The sequence below is a fragment of the Monashia sp. NPDC004114 genome (genome assembly GCF_053603855.1).
In genome coordinates this window covers 98,392-113,839 of sequence record NZ_JBSGGK010000003.1, presented here as the reverse complement: position 1 = coordinate 113,839, position 15,448 = coordinate 98,392, and the positions used below count along the sequence as shown (strand labels likewise).

The 15,448-nt window shown below is 71.3% G+C and carries 15 protein-coding genes; 6 read left to right on the top strand and 9 right to left on the bottom strand.

Going from position 1 to position 15,448, the window contains the following annotated elements:
• The first annotated feature begins 74 nt into the window (after positions 1-74).
• Together ACWEOW_RS05380 and ACWEOW_RS05375 are read left to right on the top strand one after the other, a co-directional pair.
• A complete protein-coding gene (locus tag ACWEOW_RS05380) occupies positions 75-1,238 on the top strand; it encodes a sensor histidine kinase (RefSeq protein ID WP_452268134.1) in 1,164 nt (387 codons plus the stop codon).
• Positions 1,228-1,890 carry a response regulator gene (locus ACWEOW_RS05375; protein ID WP_452268133.1) on the top strand — a complete coding sequence of 221 codons (663 nt, stop codon included), beginning with the start codon at positions 1,228-1,230 and terminating at the stop codon, positions 1,888-1,890. Before ACWEOW_RS05380 ends, ACWEOW_RS05375 begins: the two co-directional genes overlap by 11 nt.
• 18 nt (positions 1,891-1,908) lie before the next feature.
• Here ACWEOW_RS05375 and ACWEOW_RS05370 read toward each other — a convergent pair whose 3' ends face one another.
• From ACWEOW_RS05370 to ACWEOW_RS05360, 3 genes are read right to left on the bottom strand one after another with little or no spacing between them, the layout of a single operon-like run.
• A complete protein-coding gene (locus tag ACWEOW_RS05370; RefSeq protein WP_452268132.1) occupies positions 1,909-2,934 on the bottom strand; it encodes a Gfo/Idh/MocA family protein in 1,026 nt (341 codons plus the stop codon).
• Between the two features lie 2 nt (positions 2,935-2,936).
• Entirely contained in the window at positions 2,937-3,923 is a 987-nt protein-coding gene (locus tag ACWEOW_RS05365) for a sugar phosphate isomerase/epimerase family protein (RefSeq protein WP_452268131.1), read from the bottom strand.
• A 44-nt stretch (positions 3,924-3,967) separates the two neighbouring features.
• On the bottom strand, positions 3,968-5,155 hold the full coding sequence (locus ACWEOW_RS05360) for a Gfo/Idh/MocA family protein (protein WP_452268130.1): 1,188 nt from the start codon (positions 5,153-5,155) through the stop codon (positions 3,968-3,970).
• Between the two features lie 134 nt (positions 5,156-5,289).
• Between ACWEOW_RS05360 and ACWEOW_RS05355 the strand changes: the two genes are divergently transcribed.
• Positions 5,290-6,357 carry a LacI family DNA-binding transcriptional regulator gene (locus ACWEOW_RS05355; RefSeq protein WP_452268129.1) on the top strand — a complete coding sequence of 356 codons (1,068 nt, stop codon included), beginning with the start codon at positions 5,290-5,292 and terminating at the stop codon, positions 6,355-6,357.
• A gap of 582 nt (positions 6,358-6,939) precedes the next feature.
• On the opposite strand, the gene ACWEOW_RS05350 is transcribed toward ACWEOW_RS05355, so the two are convergent.
• Together ACWEOW_RS05350 and ACWEOW_RS05345 are read right to left on the bottom strand one after the other, a co-directional pair.
• Positions 6,940-7,695, bottom strand: a complete 756-nt coding sequence (locus tag ACWEOW_RS05350) for a TIM barrel protein (RefSeq protein ID WP_452268431.1) — start codon at positions 7,693-7,695, stop codon at positions 6,940-6,942.
• 44 nt (positions 7,696-7,739) lie between these two features.
• Entirely contained in the window at positions 7,740-8,771 is a 1,032-nt protein-coding gene (locus ACWEOW_RS05345; RefSeq protein WP_452268128.1) for a Gfo/Idh/MocA family oxidoreductase, read from the bottom strand.
• 99 nt (positions 8,772-8,870) lie between these two features.
• Between ACWEOW_RS05345 and ACWEOW_RS05340 the strand changes: the two genes are divergently transcribed.
• Complete coding sequence (locus ACWEOW_RS05340) at positions 8,871-9,884, top strand: LacI family DNA-binding transcriptional regulator (protein ID WP_452268127.1); 1,014 nt, start codon at positions 8,871-8,873, stop codon at positions 9,882-9,884.
• A gap of 163 nt (positions 9,885-10,047) precedes the next feature.
• Here the strand turns inward: ACWEOW_RS05340 and ACWEOW_RS05335 are convergent, their stop codons facing one another.
• Positions 10,048-11,235 (bottom strand): phytanoyl-CoA dioxygenase family protein, encoded by a 1,188-nt coding sequence (locus tag ACWEOW_RS05335; RefSeq protein ID WP_452268126.1) that lies wholly within the window; start codon positions 11,233-11,235, stop codon positions 10,048-10,050.
• 115 nt (positions 11,236-11,350) lie between these two features.
• Here ACWEOW_RS05335 and ACWEOW_RS05330 point away from each other — a divergent pair, with 115 nt between their 5' ends.
• Positions 11,351-12,403: a LacI family DNA-binding transcriptional regulator gene (locus tag ACWEOW_RS05330; protein WP_452268125.1), complete on the top strand. Its 1,053-nt coding sequence runs from the start codon at positions 11,351-11,353 to the stop codon at positions 12,401-12,403.
• A 21-nt stretch (positions 12,404-12,424) separates the two neighbouring features.
• Here ACWEOW_RS05330 and ACWEOW_RS05325 read toward each other — a convergent pair whose 3' ends face one another.
• The 3 genes from ACWEOW_RS05325 to ACWEOW_RS05315 all read right to left on the bottom strand — a co-directional run bounded on the left by ACWEOW_RS05325 (position 12,425) and on the right by ACWEOW_RS05315 (position 14,305).
• Positions 12,425-13,159 carry a sulfite exporter TauE/SafE family protein gene (locus tag ACWEOW_RS05325; RefSeq protein ID WP_452268124.1) on the bottom strand — a complete coding sequence of 245 codons (735 nt, stop codon included), beginning with the start codon at positions 13,157-13,159 and terminating at the stop codon, positions 12,425-12,427.
• Positions 13,156-13,644: a hypothetical protein gene (locus ACWEOW_RS05320; RefSeq protein WP_452268123.1), complete on the bottom strand. Its 489-nt coding sequence runs from the start codon at positions 13,642-13,644 to the stop codon at positions 13,156-13,158. The genes ACWEOW_RS05325 and ACWEOW_RS05320 overlap by 4 nt, the downstream gene beginning before the upstream one ends.
• Before the next feature lie 163 nt (positions 13,645-13,807).
• Positions 13,808-14,305, bottom strand: coding sequence for a MarR family winged helix-turn-helix transcriptional regulator (locus ACWEOW_RS05315; protein ID WP_452268122.1), 498 nt, complete (start codon positions 14,303-14,305; stop codon positions 13,808-13,810).
• 40 nt (positions 14,306-14,345) lie between these two features.
• Between ACWEOW_RS05315 and ACWEOW_RS05310 the strand changes: the two genes are divergently transcribed.
• Positions 14,346-15,332, top strand: coding sequence for an EamA family transporter (locus ACWEOW_RS05310; RefSeq protein ID WP_452268121.1), 987 nt, complete (start codon positions 14,346-14,348; stop codon positions 15,330-15,332).
• Positions 15,333-15,448: the final 116 nt, after the last annotated feature.

The following is a 15,448-nucleotide window of genomic DNA, read 5'->3' as shown; positions in this document are numbered from 1 at the left end:
TCGTCTCGGGGAAGGACGCCCAGTCCGACCTTTGGACGACGCGGGGGCCCGGCGCACCGGCATACGTTGGCGACGTGAGTCGATACCGGAGCATCGTGACGGAGTACGGGCTGGACGCGCTCGTCGTCGTCCTCGCCGTCGCCGGTGCGGTCGGGACGGCCGTGCGCCTGGGGACCGCGCCGGGCGACCATGGCTCCCGGCCCTGGCTGGAGGCTGCGGCCGTCGGCGCCGTGGTGCTCAGCCTGCTCCTGCGCCGTTGGGCGCCCTTCGTCGCACCGGCGGCGACCTGGCTCGTCGGCGCGGCGCTGTCCTTCGCGGACGGTCGCCTCATCGTGGGCCAGTCCCCGGTGTTCATCGCCGGGATGATCGCCGCCGTGCTGCTCGGCAGCCTGGCCGACGTGCGCCAGGCCCGAGTGGGCCTCGCGGTCGTCGTCGTCGGTGCGACCACGATCGTCTACAACGACCCGACGCACTCGGCCAGCAGCATGCTGTTCATCCCGGCGCTGTTCGTGCTCGGCTGGCTGGTCGGCTTCGTCCTCCACGAGCGGTCCGAGCAGACCGAGGCTGCCGAGCGTCGCGCGGCGGAGGCCGAACGGGACCGTGCGGCGTCGGCCAGGGTGGCGGTGGCCGAGGAGCGGGCTCGGATTGCTCGCGAGCTGCACGACGTCGTGGCTCACTCGGTGAGTGTCATGGTGCTGCAGGTCGGGGCGGTCAGGCATCGAATGCCGGCTGCGGACGCCGCGAACCGCGCCGCGCTCGAGAACGTCGAGCACGCCGGCCGCGTGGCCCTGTCCGAGATGCGGCGGATCGTGGACGCCATGCGGTCCGACGGCGAGGACGTGGACCGTGCCCCTGCGCCCGGCCTCGCGCAGGTGCCCGCGCTGGTCGAGGACGTGCGCAGGGCCGGTCTCGACGCCCGGCTGGAGGTCCACGGTGATCCCGTGCCGCTTGCCCCGGGGCTCGACCTGTCTGCCTACCGCATCGTCCAAGAGGGCCTCACCAACACGCTCCGGCACGCCCACGCAAGTCACGCGAAGGTGCGGATCAGCTACGACCCCAACGAGATCGCGCTCGAAGTGTTGGACGACGGTGTGGGCGGGTCCATGGCTGACGGCACTGGCCACGGACTGGTCGGCATCCGCGAGCGCGTCAAGATCTACGGAGGGCAGATGAGTGCCACCGCAATCGATGGTGGTGGTTTCGCTCTGTCGGCGAGGCTGCCTCTCGATGGACGATGACCGGGTGACGATCAGGACCCTCGTCGTGGACGACCAGTCGATGGTGCGTGCCGGGCTGCGCATGCTGCTCGCGGACGAGCCCGACATCGAGGTCGTCGCCGAGGCGAGCAACGGTGAGGAGGCGGTCGCTCAGGCCGCGCGCCACCGCCCCGACGTCGTGCTCATGGACATCCGGATGCCGGTGCTGGACGGCCTCGAGGCGACCCGACGGATCCTGACCGCCGACGCGGCAGCGAAGGTGCTGATCCTGACGACCTTCGACCTCGACGACTACGTCTACGAGGCCTTGCACGCCGGGGCGAGCGGGTTCGTCCTCAAGGACGAGCCGCCCGAGCAGCTCATCGCGGCCGTCCGGACTGTCGCGGCGGGTGACGCGCTGCTGTCGCCCTCGATCACCCGCCGGGTGATCGCCCATTTCACTCCCCGCTATCGCCAGGCGCCGCCCCAGGCCCTGTCGACGCTCACCTCGCGGGAGCTGGACGTCCTCCGGCTCATCGCCGACGGTCTGTCCAACGCCGAGATCGGGCGCGCGCTCTTCATCAGCGACACCACGGTCAAGACCCACGTCACGCGCGTGCTGCAGAAGCTCGAGGTGCGCGACCGGGCCCAGGCCATCGTGCTGGCCTATCGCTGTGACCTGTTCCCCCGCTGACGCGCGGGACAGGTCCAGTCAGCTCGTGAGGGCTCTCGCATCGGCGCGTGTCGGCAGGCCGGCGGCCAGGTATGCCGCGTCGACGAGCTCGAGGTTGGCCACCGACCAGTCGGCGTTCGTCACGACGGGCGCACCGGTGCGGACCGCGGCGGCGAATGCCTCGAGCTGGTACGTGTAGCTCGTCCGCGTCCCGAGGTGTTCAACGACGGCCTCGGACCCCGCCCGCCCGAGCACGAGGGAGTCGCCCTCGTGCGGCACCGGGAACATCGGCACGACGATCTCGCCACGCGTCCCTCGCACGGTAAGCGCCATGTCGCGGTCAGTGGCGTCCATGTCGCTGCCGCCGAACCCCGTTGCACCAGAAGGATACTCAAGATCGACAAAGAGCCGCTCGTCGACCCCGGGGCGACCCGGCCGCTCGTCCGCCCACGCACCGACCACGCGAGGTTCGCCGCCGGCATACCTGCCCAGCAGGCGCAGGCAGGAGAGGCTGTAGCAGCCGAGGTCCATCGTGGCGCCGCCACCCAGCTCGCTCGACCAGCGCGGGTCATGGTCGGGTGGCGCCGGCATACGCAGCACGGCCGAGATGTGCTCGACCTCGCCCACGGCGCCGTCGCCGAGCAGCGCGCACACGCGCGCGAACAGCGGGTGGTAGGGGTAGTGGAACGCCTCCAGAAAGACGACGCCGGATGCCGTCACGGCGTTCCGAACGCGTTGCGCCTCGGCCGCGTCCAGCGCCGACGGCTTCTCCGCCAGCACGTGCTTGCCCGCCTCGGCGGCCCGGATGTTCCACTCCGCGTGACGGGAGTTCGGCAGCGGGTTGTAGACCGCCTCGACCTCGGGGTCCGCGAGCACGTCGGCATACGACTCGTGCACCCGCTCGACCCCGTGCTCGGCCGCGAAGTCCCGCGCGCGCCCGCCGTCCCGCGCGGCCACGGCCACGAGGCGATGCCCGGTGGCCGTGGCCGGTGCGACGAGACTCAGCGAAGTGATGCGCGCGGCTCCGAGGATGCCGATGCGCAACGGCTCGTCGACGTGGCCCATGGTCAGAGCGCCTGCTCTGCCTCGAGGAGAGTGTTGGCTGCGAAGCGCAACCCCTCGAGCTGGTCGAGCTCCTGGTCCTCGTGCTCGATGTTGACCGGCATGTCGGGGTCGATCTTGTGCAGGGCGCGGAGGAACTCGGTCCAGTACGCCGTGTCATGGCCGCGGCCGACCGCGACGAAGTCCCACGACGGGTGCTTCGGCCAGCCGCTCAGGTTCGTGCCCCCGCCGAGCGAGAGGTAGCCCGGCGCGCCCTCTGCGACCCGGCTGAAGGCGTCGTCGATGACGCCGTTGACCTTGGCGGACTCGTTGATCCGAGTGTCTTTCGCGGCGGCGTTGTAGACGAGCTCACCGAGGTCGGCCACGGCGAGGACGGGGTCGATGCCTTGCCAGAACAGGTGGCTGGGGTCCATCTCCGCGCCGACGTGCGTCGCGTTGATCTCCTCGACGAGACGATGCATCGTGCGGGGGTTGAAGACGATGTTGCCCGGGTGCATCTCGATGGCGACCTTGACGTCGGCATCGGCGGCGCGGGCCTGGATGTCCTTCCAGTACGGGACCGCGACGCTCCACTGGTGGTCCTGCACGTCGAGGAACGGGCTCCACCAGGGGAGCGGGTTCCACACGGGGACAGTGGTGCCCGGCTCGCCGCCGGGCGTCCCAGACATCGTCACGAGGCGAGTGACGCCGAGCAGGGCGGCGAGCTCGATCGAGTCGATGAGGTCCTGCGAGTGCGGGAAGCCGGCCGCTGGGTGCAGCGGGTTGCCGTTGCAGTTGAGCGCGGTGAGGGTGAGCCCGCGCGAGGCGAACTCGCCGAGGTACTGCTGGCGCGCGTCCTCGCTGGAGCGCAGGTCGTCGATGGGCAGGTGGATCGGCGGGAGGAAGCCGCCCGAGTTGATCTCCACGCTGGTGAGGCCGAGGCCGGCGATGATGTCGAGGGCCTCGGGGAGCGACTTGTCCGCGAGACACGCGTTGTACGCACCGAGCTGCATGATGGATGGTCCTTTCCGGGTGGTCTGTGACGTGCGGGGGAGGCTCAGGCGCCCTTGGCGACCGAGACGCGGGCGCCGCCGGCCGCGGCCGAGCGGATGACCGCGTCGATGATCTGGAGGTCGCGCACGCCGTCCTCGAACGGCGCGACCGGGGGGAGGCCCTTGATGCCGGCGACCTGCTCGAGGAACGCTCGGGCCTGGTAGCCGAAGAGGTCGCCGACGCCGTAGGAGCAGCCGGGGAAGTCCATGGGCAGGCCGCCCTTGACGTAGGGGTGAGCCGGCCCGGCGAGCACCTGGTTGTACCCGTCGAGGCCGTCGCCGCGGAGCTTGCGGATGACGCTGAACTCGGCGGGTCGGTCCATGTCCCACTTGGCACCGCCGCGCTCGGCCATGATGTCGACCGCGAGTGAGTTGGCGTGTCCCGGCGCGATCCGAGAGATCGAGAACGTGCCGACGGCGCCGCTGGCGAAGTGGGCGGTGAACGTCGCGACGTCGTCGTTCTCGACGGGCTCCCACACGTCCGACAGCTCGGCCTTGGCGTGCCCGTATGTCGTGCCGAGCGGAACTGCCCGCTCGGTGACCTTGGTCGCGAAAGCACCGCCGCTCACGGAGTCCATTGGGCCGCAGACGAACTCGGACAGGTCGATGAGGTGGCTGCCGATGTCTGCGAGCGCGCCGGTGCCTGGTCCGCCCTTGTAGCGCCAAGCCATCGGCGTCTCCGAGCTGCGCGCATAGTCGCACCAGTAGCGGCCGTTGAAGTGCGACACCTCGCCGAGCTCGTCCTGCAGGAGGTCGCGGATCGCGGCGACAGCGGGCTGGCGCCGGTAGACGAAGCCGACTCCGGTCACCTGGTCGTGGTGCGCCTTTGCAGCGGCGACCATGGCCTGTGCGTCCTCGAGGCCGGCGGCGAGCGGCTTCTCGCACAGGACGTGCTTGCCCGCGTCGAGGAGCTCCTCGACGATCTGCCGGTGCAGGTGGTTCGCGACGACGACGCTGACGACGTGGACGTCGTCGGCGTCGAGCAGGTCGCGCCAGTCCGTGCTGTGACGGTCGAAGCCGTATCGGGTTGCGGCGTCCTCGGCCACGGCCGCGTTGGCGTCGACCACGGCGGCATACCGGATCGGGGGCAGCGGGGGGTCGAACAGGGTTGGCGCGCTGCGGTAGCCCGCGCAGTGCGCGCGGCCGGCCATGCCGGCGCCGATGACGGCGACGCCGATGGGGGACGTGGTCATGATGTGCTCCTTCGAACACCAGTGGGTGCGGTAGCCTTAAAGCGCTTTAAGAGAGTTTGCGGGGGGCGCTGTCCCGGTGTCAACACTTTGTGCTGACAAACTTCCGACCATCGTCGTCTAGCCAGAGGAGCCGTATGCCGTCCCGCCCGTCCCGACCGTCGCGAACTGCCCGTCCTGCGCGTCCGGCGCGTCCGGCGCGTCCGAGGCTGGACGACGTCGCCGCGCGTGCTGGAGTGTCGACCGCCTCGGTCTCGCTCGTGCTGCGCGGCCGACCGGGACCGTCGGAGTCCACGCGCGAGGCCGTCCTGCGAGCCGCCTCCGACCTCGGGTACCGACCGGACCGGACCGCCAGCCTGCTCGCCCGGCGACGCACCCAGCTGCTCGGCGTCACGATGACCGTGAGCAACCCCTTCCACGCCGAGCTGCTCGAGGACCTCCAGGCCGCAGCCGACGAGCGGGGCTATGACGTGGTCGTGAGCCCACTGACGCGGACCCGTGACGAGCGGCGCGCGGTGGAGTCGCTCCTCGACTTCCGCTGCGAGGCGCTGCTGCTGCTGGGTCCGGCGATGTCCGACGACGACCTCGCCGCCCTCGCCGCAGAGCACCATGTCGTCGCGATCGGGCGTGCCATCGACGTGCCGGGCATCGACGTGGTCCGGGCCGCGGACGACGTCGGCGTGGCGCTGGCCGTCGACCACCTGGCCGCCCTGGGGCATCGGGCGCTCGCGTACGTCGACGGTCCGGCCGGGCCGATCTCGTCCGTTCGCCGCACGGCGTTCCGTTCGGCGGTGGGCCGTCTGCGGCTGCCTGCTGCGCGAGTCGTGCCCGGCGGTGCCACCGAGGAGGCAGGTCAGGGTGCCGTGGCCGCGCTCGATGGCGTGCTCGCGTCCGGCGACGACTCGGTCACCGGACTCGTCTGCTTCAACGACCGCGCCGCGCTGGGAGCGCTGGATGCCTTGCGGCGCAAGGGGATCGACGTCCCGGCGGACGTGTCAGTCGTCGGCTATGACGACAGCCCGATAGCCCGGCTCGCGACGATCGACCTGACGACCGTCAGCCAGGCGCCCGAACCGATGGCGGTTGCCGCGGTCGAGGCCGCGACTCAGCGCCTGGACGAGGGTCGGGCCAAGCCCGTCGACATCGTGCTCGAACCGCACCTCGTCGTGCGAGGCACCACGGCACCGGCGCACCCCGGCGAGTGAGTGCTTGGTCCCACCAGCCGCAGGCCGCCGTGTGACGGGTGGGACGCAGCGCCCACTCGACGTGGTGGTGGGCGTCGGGGCACGCGGATGCGCGCTGCGCGGCGGTACGGGCCGCCCGCTCTCAACCTGGTCGAGTGGGCGCTCGGTCCCACCAGCCGCAGGCCGCCGTGTGACGGGTGGGACGCAGCGCCCACTCGACGTGATGGTGGGCCTCGGGGGCACGCGGATGCGCGCTGCGCGGCGGTACGGGGCGCCGGCTCCCAACCTGGTCGAGTGGGCGCTCGGTCCCACCAGCCGCGGGCCGCCGTGTGACGGGTGGGACGCAGCGCCCACTCGACGTGATGGTGGGCGTCGGGGCATGCGGATGCGCGCTGCGCGGCGGTACGGGGCGCCCGCTCTCAACCTGGTCGAGTGGGCGCTCGGTCCCACCAGCCGCGGGCCGCCGTGTGACGGGTGGGACGCAGCGCCCACTCGACGTGATGGTGGGCGTCGGGGGCACGCGGTTGCGCGCTGCGCGGCGGTACGGGGCGCCGCTCTCAACCTGGTCGAGTGGGCGCTCCGTCCCACTCGTCCCATGCCGGGTCAGAGGGTGAACGCGTCGCGGAACCGTTTGAGCGCCAGCTCGGAGTCGCCCGACGCGAACGCCTCGAGGCCTACCGGTCCGCGGTAGCCCATGTCGGCCAAGGCCGCGGCCACCGCGGGGTAGCTGATCTCGCCGGTCCCCGGCTCGCGTCGCCCTGGCACGTCCGCGACCTGGATCTCGCCGATCCACGGCAGCGCGCGGCGGCACAGCTCGATGAGGTTCCCTTCACCGATCTGCGCGTGGTAGAGGTCGAGCATCAGGCGCAGCTGCGGGCTGTCGACTGCGGAGACGAGCGCGAGGCAGTCAGCGGCTCGAGCGAACGGCACGCCGGGGTGGTCCACGTCCGTGTTGAGGTTCTCGAGGACGAACATGACACCCTCGCGCTCACCGAGCTCCGCCACGCGCGCGAGGGTCTCCCGAGCAGTCAGCCACATCGCACCGGTGACCTCGGCCTCTGGACGGACCGGCAGTCCCCTGTCGTCGAGTCCGGTGCCGTGCAGGTTGAGCCGGGGGATGCCGAGGCGCTTCGCGACTAGCACCGACTGCGCTGCGGTCGCAAGCAGCTCGTCGGCGCCCTCCCGGTCGCTCAGCCGACCCCGTACGTATCCGGTCATCGACGAGAAGACCACACCCTCGGCACGCAGCGCCTCGAGCGCGTCGAGGTCGTGCCGGGTCCAGTCCCAGATCTCGACAGCGAATCCGAGCTCGTGGATCCGCCGAATGCGCTCGGCCACAGGCAGATCGAGGAAGACCATCTCCGAGCTGACGGCGAGCTGGAACGGACTCGCTCCGGTGGCGCTCACGCGGCCACCTCCCGGTCCGTGTCGCGCACGGTGACGGTGGTGCCGGTCTCGACCGCCTCGATGCAGGCGAGCGCGACCCGCAGTGCCGCGCGCGCGTCGTACGCGCCGACAGGCGGCTGCACACCGCTGCGAACCGCGGCGCAGAACGCAGCGAGCTCAGCGGCATACGCCTCGCCGAAAAGGTCGGTGTCCATCCGCGCCGTCGGCTGCGCGGCGCCGTCCGCGGTCCACAGGGATGTGGTCAGGTAGGCGGGGCTGCCGGCGAGCACCATGCCTCCCGAGCCGAAGACCTCGGCGCGGACGTCGTAGCCGTATGCCGCGGAGAAGCTGGCCTCGGCGACGCCGATGGCGCCGTTGTCGTACCTGACGGTCACCACCGCGGTGTCGAGCAGGCCGGAGTCCTTGAAGTCAGGTGCGACCAGCGCGTCGGCCATGACACTGACCTCGACGGCGCGGCTGCCGGCGTTGAACCAGTTCAGGGCGTCGAAGTCGTGGATGAGGGTCTGCGTGAAGATCGTCCAGGGCGGGACGGCGCCGGGGTTCGCCAGCCCCGGGTCGCGGGTCAGCGACCTGAGCAGGTGCGGCGCGCCGACCCCGCCCGAGGCGACCGCGTCGTGCGCAGCCGAGAAGTCACGGGCAAACCGGCGGTTGAAGCCGACTTGGAGCGGGACCCCTGCACACTCGACGGCGGCGATCGCGCGGTCGGCGTCGGCGAGAGTCATGGCCATCGGCTTCTCGACGAAGACGGCCTTTCCGGCGCATGCCGCTGCGACGACGAGGTCGGCGTGGGCTGTGCTCGCGCACGTGATGGCGACAGCCTCGATGCGCGGGTCGTCGATGAGGGCTTGCGCGTCCGTGAGCCACTCGACGTCGAGCGCCTCACCGAGACGGCGCGCAGCCTCCTCGAAAGGGTCTGCAACGGCGACGAGCTCGGCCTCCGTGAGGCGTCGGGCGAGGGTCGTCGCGTGGTACGTGCCGATGCGGCCGCAGCCGATGAGCCCGAAACGGACGGGGTGCGTGGCGGTCATCCGAAGCTCCTTCGCTTGTCTACTAGAGCGCTCTAGTTCGATAGTGACGCCTCCGAGCGCTCCACGTCAAGGCTGGTGGAGCGCTCTAGACTCGGGGCCATGCCGAACCGGGTGACGATGGAGGACGTGGCCGCGAGAGCGGGCGTCTCGCGGGCTCTCGTGTCGATCGTGTTCCGGGGAGTCGCCGGCGCGTCAGACGAGACGCGCGCGCGGGTCCTGGCCGCCGCGCGCGAGCTCGACTACCGCCCCGACACCCGGGCGAGCCGCCTCGGCCGCGGACGCACCCGGATGCTCGGGGTCACCTTCGCCGTCGGACACGCCTTCCATGGCGAGCTCATCCGCAGCCTCTATGCGGAAGCCGACCGGGCCGCATACGAGGTGGTCCTGAGTGGCGTGACGCCCGACCGGCCGGACGCCGATGCGGTCGAGACCCTCCTCGCCGAGCGCTGTGAGGCGCTGTTGCTCGTCGGCAGCGAGCTGCCCACGGCCGCGATGGGCCGGCTGGCTGAGCGTATGCCGGTCGTGAGCCTCCTTCGGCCCGTGCGGAACTCGTCGGTCGGGGTGGTGCGGACCGACGATGCGCTCGGCCTTCGTATCGCGGTCGACCACCTGCGTTCGCTCGGCCACCGTCGCGTCGCGCTCCTCGACGGTGGCCGCGCGGCCGGCGCAGCGCAACGGCGGCAGGGCTACCGGCGCGGAATGCGGTCGGAGCCTCCGCAGGACGAGCAGGTGCTTGCGGGAGGGCTTACCGAGCTGGACGGCGCGGCTGCCGCAGAAGCATTCCTGGCCCTCGCGCGGGACCGTCGTCCGACCGCCGTGGCCGCCTTCAACGACCGGTGCGCGCTGGGGTTCATCGACGTCGTGCGACAGGCCGGGCTGAGCGTCCCGGGCGACGTGTCGGTCGTCGGCTTCGACGACATCGACCAGGCGGCATACCCACACGTCGCCCTGACAACCGTCCGACAGGACCCGGCCCTCCTGGGGGCAGCCGCCGTCCTGTGGGTGACATCCTGCCTGGACCGCCTTGCGGGAGAAGCACGTTCAGGCGACGAGCTGCTCATCAGACCGGAACTGGTCGTTCGCCGCACCACCGCACCGACACAGGTCGAGTGAGCGCTCAGTCGACGATGGGACGGAGCGCCCACTCGACGGTGGGACGGAGCGCCCACTCGACGGTGGGACGGAGCGCCCACTCGACGGTGGGACGGAGCGCCCACTCGACGGTGGGAGCGCCCACTCGACGGTGGGACGGAGCGCCCACTCGACGGTGGGAGCCTCAGTGGCTCTCGCGCGCGCGGGACTGGGCGGTGAGCCGGTCGGCCAGCTCGGCGGCTTCTGTCCCGGCGACGAGAGCCTGGCGCACGAGGTCGGCCTGGCTCGGGGGCGCCATCCCTCCGAGGGGCTGGTCGCGGTCGAGGTTCGTCGGGAAGGCGTAGCCCTCGGCGCTCGCGGCGACCGCGTTCGCGAGCTCGGGATCGGGGAGGCCGGCAGCCTTGGCGGCGAGCAGCGCCGGGTAGACAGCCGCGACGACCCGCTGCCGGTCGACGGTCTCCATGGCGCGCCCGAAAGCCGACGAGATCTGCAGCAGGTTGGCCATGCGCCGGATGTCCTTCGAGTGGTTGGTGCCGGCGGCGTGGAACAGGGCCGGGTTGAAGAACACGGCGTCGCCCTTCGCGAGCGGCAGCTGCACGTGGTTGGCGACGAAGTAGTCCTGGAACTCGGGCCGCTGGTAGGCGACATAGCCGTGTGCGTACTTCTGGCTGTGCGGGAGATACAGAGTCGGGCCGGACTCGACGGGCATGTCGCAGTGCGCCACCGCGCCCTGGAGGGTCAGCGTCTGGGAGAGCGCGTGGACGTGGCTGGGGTAGAGCGCGCACACCTCGTCGCTCTGGAAGCCGAGGTGGTAGTCGCGGTGGACCGTCTGGCCGGCACCGCCGGGGTTGACGACGTTGACCTGCGAGGTCACCTGGTAGGCGGGGCCGAGCCAGGCGGTCGCGGCGAGGGCGACGATGTCGTTGGCGTAGTAGTCGACGAAGGCCCCGGGGTCGGCGACGGCGAGCTTCTCGAGGGCGTTCCAGACCCGGTCGTTGGCCCCCGGCTTGGCGAAGTGGTCCCCGGACTGCGTGCCGGAAGAGCGCTGCTCGGCGATCATCGCCTCGAACGCCGCGGTCACCCGGTCGACGGTCGCCGGAGCGAACGCGCCCTCGAAGACGACGATGCCGGGGCCGTGCGAGAGGGCTCGGGCGAGCTCGGCGAGCAGGCTGCGACGTGCCGCCGAGTCGCTCAGTATGCCGGCCAGCCCGGCGGCGTCGTAGACCACCACGCCCTGCTCGACCGTGGCAGCGTGCGGGTAGTCGTCCAGGTCGGTGCGGTCCTCGAGCACGGCGACGAGATCCTCCAGGTGGCAGTCCTCGGGGACCAGCCAGTGCGGGGCGGGGCTGGCGGTTGGGCGGGTCACGGTCACGATGTCCTCCTCGACGGGCGGCCGGGGTGTTGGGGTCCCTATCAGCATGCGGCTGCGGCGAGCGAGCGGGCCGGGCAGAACCCCTCAGAAACCCATCAGCGGCTAGCGTGGCGACATGACCCGACGCGTCCCGCGGACGCACCGCGTGAGCGACATCGCCCAGCAGTCCGGTCTGTCCGAGGCCACCGTCGACCGGGTGTTGCATGGTCGCGCGGGGGCGAGCGCGCGTGCGGTTCGTGCCGTCGAGCAAGCCGTGCTGGACCTCGACCGCCAGGCGTCACAGCTGCGGATCGCCTCACGGACGTTCGTGGTCGACGTTGTCATGCAGGCGCCCGAGCGGTTCTCAGAGGCCGTCCGACGGGCGGTCGAGGCCGAGCTACCCGCAACGCGACCGGCCGTGGTCAGAGCCCGGTTCGACCTGCGGGAGAGCGCCGACCCGGCCGCGGCCGTCGCCTCCCTCGACGCGGTCGGACGGCGTGGACGACTGTCCCACGGAGTCCTGCTCAAAGCCCCGGACGACCCACTGGTCGGCGCTGCAGCGAGGCGGGTCGTGGCCCGCGGGATCCCCGTGGTCACTCTGGTCACCGACGTGCATGACTCCGGGAGGGCGGCATACATCGGGCTCGACAACACCGCCGCCGGCGACACCGCGGCCTACCTCGTCTCGCGTTGGCTCGGCAGGTCGGGTGGCACGGTGCTCGTCACGATGAGCCGGTCGTCGTTCTTCGGCGAGCGTGAGCGGGTGGACGCCTTCGTGGCCCGGCTGGCGGCGACGACGACCGGGCTGCGGACGTGTGTGGTCACGGACACGGACGGGCTCGACGAGACGCTGGGCACGGCGGTCCGCGACGCACTTCGCGGCGACCCGTCGATCTGCGCGGTCTACTCCGTCGGTGGCGGAAACCGTGCAATTGCAAGGGAGTTCGAGACAGCCGGGCGGGACTGCCGGGTCTTCGTCGCGCACGACCTGGACGCCGACAACCTCGACCTGCTGCGTGCAGGCGTCGTGTCGGCGGTGCTGCACCACGACCTCCAGGCCGACATGCGGCGTGCCCTCCGGCAGGTCATGCGCGCGCATCACGTCCTGCCCGGCGCGCCGACGTCGGCGCCCGCGAACGTCGAGGTGGTGACGCCGTACAACATCCCCGGGCGGCTCGCGCCCGGGTGACCCGTCTCGTGCAGGCAGCCCTCAGCGGACGACGAGGGCGAGCGCCGACACGACGGTGGCGGCCAGCACCAGCTGGTCGAAGCGCGTCTGGCTCAGGCGGCGGGCGGTGTGCAGGCCGACCCAGCAGCCGACCAGGACGAACGGTGCCAGGGCCAGGGTGCGCCAGACGGTGGCCCCGGTGAACAGGCCGAGCCCGAAGCTGAAGGGCAGCTTGCACAGGTTGACGACGAAGAAGAACACGGCGCTGGTGCCGAGGAACCGCAGCTTCTCGACCCCTTGTGCCACCAGGTAGAGCGTCATGACCGGGCCCGCAGCGTTGGCGGTCATCGTGGCGAACCCGGCTGCCACGCCGGTGCCGAGGGCGGCCGCGTGCGACGAGGCCACCCGGGTCGTGTCGGGCGAGCGCCACGTCAGGAGCAGCTGCATCACCGCGAGCACGAGCAACAGGATCCCGATGGCCCGCCGCAGGGTGGTGTCGTCGACCCACCACAGGAACACAGCACCCAGCGCCAGCCCCGGAATCACCGCTGGCACAAGGCGTTTGAGCAACGCGTAGTCGGCCTGGCGCCGGTAGTGCCACACCGCGACGCAGTCGCCGATGATGAGCAGGAGCAGGATCGCGGCGGTCGACTCGCGCGTCGGCAGCACGAAGGCGAAGATCGCCACCGCGACGCTGCCCATGCCGCCGATCGCCGTCTTGGCGAACCCGACGAGCAGCGCCGCGATGGCGAGCAGTGCGAGTGCCCCAACCGTCATGCCACCGGAGCGTAGCCGCCGGCGGCGTGGTCACCCGGACCGCCTTGGCCCATCTCCTGCACGTTCGTCACGGCGAAGCTCGAGTCCACCTGGACGATGATGTGCGTGCCGTCGGCGCGCACCATATGTGCTTCGTAGACGCCGTCGGAGTCGGTCTCGACCCGCTCGATGGTGGCGTTCGGCTCCTTGGCCTTGGCCGCGGCGGTCACCCTGGCAGCGGTGTCGCCGGTGAGCAGCTGCTCGTCGGAGCGCATCGGCTTGCTCGGGTCGGTGTTGCCGTTCGGGGCGCCACCCCGGCTCTCTCCGCCACCCGATCCCGCGCCGCCCGGCGCACCGTTCGGGACGCCGTAACCGTTCCCGGGCTGCCCCGAGTAGCCGGGGATCTCGGTCGATCCGGCCGCGTTGGCCAGCGATGCCGCACCGATGGCGATGCCTGCTGCTGCGAGTATTCCGGCCCCAGCGAGTGCCATTCGCTTGCTGTTCATACGGACTCCTTGATCTGTCGCAGTGGCCGTCGTGCCACTGCCGTCAACGGTCGGGAGCCGTCCTGTCAGGACTCCGTGTCAGGCCCCAGCCGGGCGTATGAGTCGCCGTCGTCCCTCACAGCACAGGGGCAGACGCTCACCCGACACGGCCCAAGGAACCTGGTCATGCGCCGAGACTGGCGCCAAGCTTGGCGAGCAACGTTGCGAGAGTGCGCCGTTCGCTCGCGGTCAGGGTCTCGAGCAGCCGTCGCTCGTTGGCGAGGTGGTCGGCCATCGCGGTGTCGATGACGTCGCGGCCGGTGCTGGTCAGCCCGACGATCCGGCTTCGCCGATCGCCATCGGAGATGCGCCGCTCGACCAGGCCGGCACCCTCGAGGCGGTCGAGCCGCTTGGTGACCGCGCCGGAGGTCACCATGGTCTGCTCCATCAGCTCAGTCGGGGTCAGCTCGTACGGGGCCCCCGAGCGACGCAGCGTCGCGAGCACGTCGAAGTCGCCCTCGCCGAGGCCGTGCGCGTTGTAGACCGGGACGAGCTCCGCGGTCAGCGCGAGCGCCACTCGGTGCAGCCGGCCGATGACGAGGATCGGGCTCGCGTCGAGGTCGGGTCGCTCGGTGGCCCACTGGTCGACGACATGCTGCACATGGTCTGCGGGGCGGTCCATGCGTTGGAATATATCTTCCTGAGAAGGTATTTTACCTTCCATGGAAGGTAACAAGAGCCAGTGGGCGACCATCGCGCTGACCGCCGTGCCGGCCGCTGTGTGGGGGTCGACGTATGCCGTCACGCAGGAGTGGCTGCCAGCTGGGCGCCCGCTCTTCGCGGCGACCGTTCGCGCCCTTCCCGTCGGCCTGCTCATGCTGTTGTGGGTCCGGCGCCTGCCTCGCGGTGACTGGTGGTGGCGGTCCGCCGTGCTCGGCGCCCTGAACATCGGAGTGTTCTACGCGCTGCTCTTCCTCGCGGCATACCGACTCCCCAGCGGGCTGGGAGCGACCATGGTCGCGACCGCGCCCATGGTCACGATGACGGTCGCATGGCTGCTGCTCAGCGAGCGCCCGGCCCGGGTCTCCTTGGCCGCCAGTGTGGTCGGCCTCTTCGGCGTCGGCCTGCTCGTGCTGCAGAACGGCCTGGACAAGCCGCTCGACCCGGTCGGCCTCGCCGCGGGAATGCTCGCAGTCATCTCGTCGTCCGTCGGCTTCGTGCTGACGAAGAAGTGGACTCCCCAGGCGGACGTCCTCACGAGCACCTCGTGGCAGCTCGTCGCCGGCGGCCTCGTGCTCCTGCCTCTCGGCCTCGTCGTCGAAGGCACGCCTCCGGCGCTCGACCTGCCCGCGATCGGCGCTCTGGCCTACCTGGGCCTGCTCGGCAGCGGGGTCGCGTACGTCCTCTGGTTCCGCGGGCTGTCCGTGCTCGGACCCACGTCGGCGTCGATCATCGGCCTCGTGAACCCCGTCGTCGGGGTCCTGCTCGGCGTCGTGGTCCTCGGCGAGCACTTCGGCCCGCTGCACCTCGTCGCGATGGTCCTCATCGTCGCCAGCGTTCTCGCCGCGCAGCCGCCGGCGCGAGCCATTATTTTGGGCTCGCTCCGCTCGTCGTGTTCGGCGCGCCCTGACGTCGCGCCTTCCCTCCTCGACTGGCTCGCTGGCGCTCGCTTCGCTCGTCAGTCCAGGCGCGACGCGCGCCGGACATGACATGGGCTCGCTCCGCTCGCCGTGTCCGGCGCGCCCTGACGTCGCGCCTTCCCTCCTCGACTCGCTCGCTGGCGCTCGCTTCGCTCGTCAGTCCAGGCGCGACGCGCGCCGGACAT

What these genes read in the sequence shown, in the direction of transcription:
- ACWEOW_RS05375 (WP_452268133.1), top strand. Translation starts at nt 1,228, where the DNA reads ATGGACGATGACCGGGTGACGATCAGGACCCTCGTCGTGGACGACCAG.
- ACWEOW_RS05370 (WP_452268132.1), bottom strand. Translation starts at nt 2,934, where the DNA reads ATGGGCCACGTCGACGAGCCGTTGCGCATCGGCATCCTCGGAGCCGCG.
- ACWEOW_RS05365 (WP_452268131.1), bottom strand. Translation starts at nt 3,923, where the DNA reads ATGCAGCTCGGTGCGTACAACGCGTGTCTCGCGGACAAGTCGCTCCCC.
- ACWEOW_RS05360 (WP_452268130.1), bottom strand. Translation starts at nt 5,155, where the DNA reads ATGACCACGTCCCCCATCGGCGTCGCCGTCATCGGCGCCGGCATGGCC.
- ACWEOW_RS05355 (WP_452268129.1), top strand. Translation starts at nt 5,290, where the DNA reads ATGCCGTCCCGCCCGTCCCGACCGTCGCGAACTGCCCGTCCTGCGCGT.
- ACWEOW_RS05350 (WP_452268431.1), bottom strand. Translation starts at nt 7,695, where the DNA reads ATGGTCTTCCTCGATCTGCCTGTGGCCGAGCGCATTCGGCGGATCCAC.
- ACWEOW_RS05345 (WP_452268128.1), bottom strand. Translation starts at nt 8,771, where the DNA reads ATGACCGCCACGCACCCCGTCCGTTTCGGGCTCATCGGCTGCGGCCGC.
- ACWEOW_RS05340 (WP_452268127.1), top strand. Translation starts at nt 8,871, where the DNA reads ATGCCGAACCGGGTGACGATGGAGGACGTGGCCGCGAGAGCGGGCGTC.
- ACWEOW_RS05330 (WP_452268125.1), top strand. Translation starts at nt 11,351, where the DNA reads ATGACCCGACGCGTCCCGCGGACGCACCGCGTGAGCGACATCGCCCAG.
- ACWEOW_RS05325 (WP_452268124.1), bottom strand. Translation starts at nt 13,159, where the DNA reads ATGACGGTTGGGGCACTCGCACTGCTCGCCATCGCGGCGCTGCTCGTC.
- ACWEOW_RS05320 (WP_452268123.1), bottom strand. Translation starts at nt 13,644, where the DNA reads ATGAACAGCAAGCGAATGGCACTCGCTGGGGCCGGAATACTCGCAGCA.
- ACWEOW_RS05315 (WP_452268122.1), bottom strand. Translation starts at nt 14,305, where the DNA reads ATGGACCGCCCCGCAGACCATGTGCAGCATGTCGTCGACCAGTGGGCC.
- ACWEOW_RS05310 (WP_452268121.1), top strand. Translation starts at nt 14,346, where the DNA reads ATGGAAGGTAACAAGAGCCAGTGGGCGACCATCGCGCTGACCGCCGTG.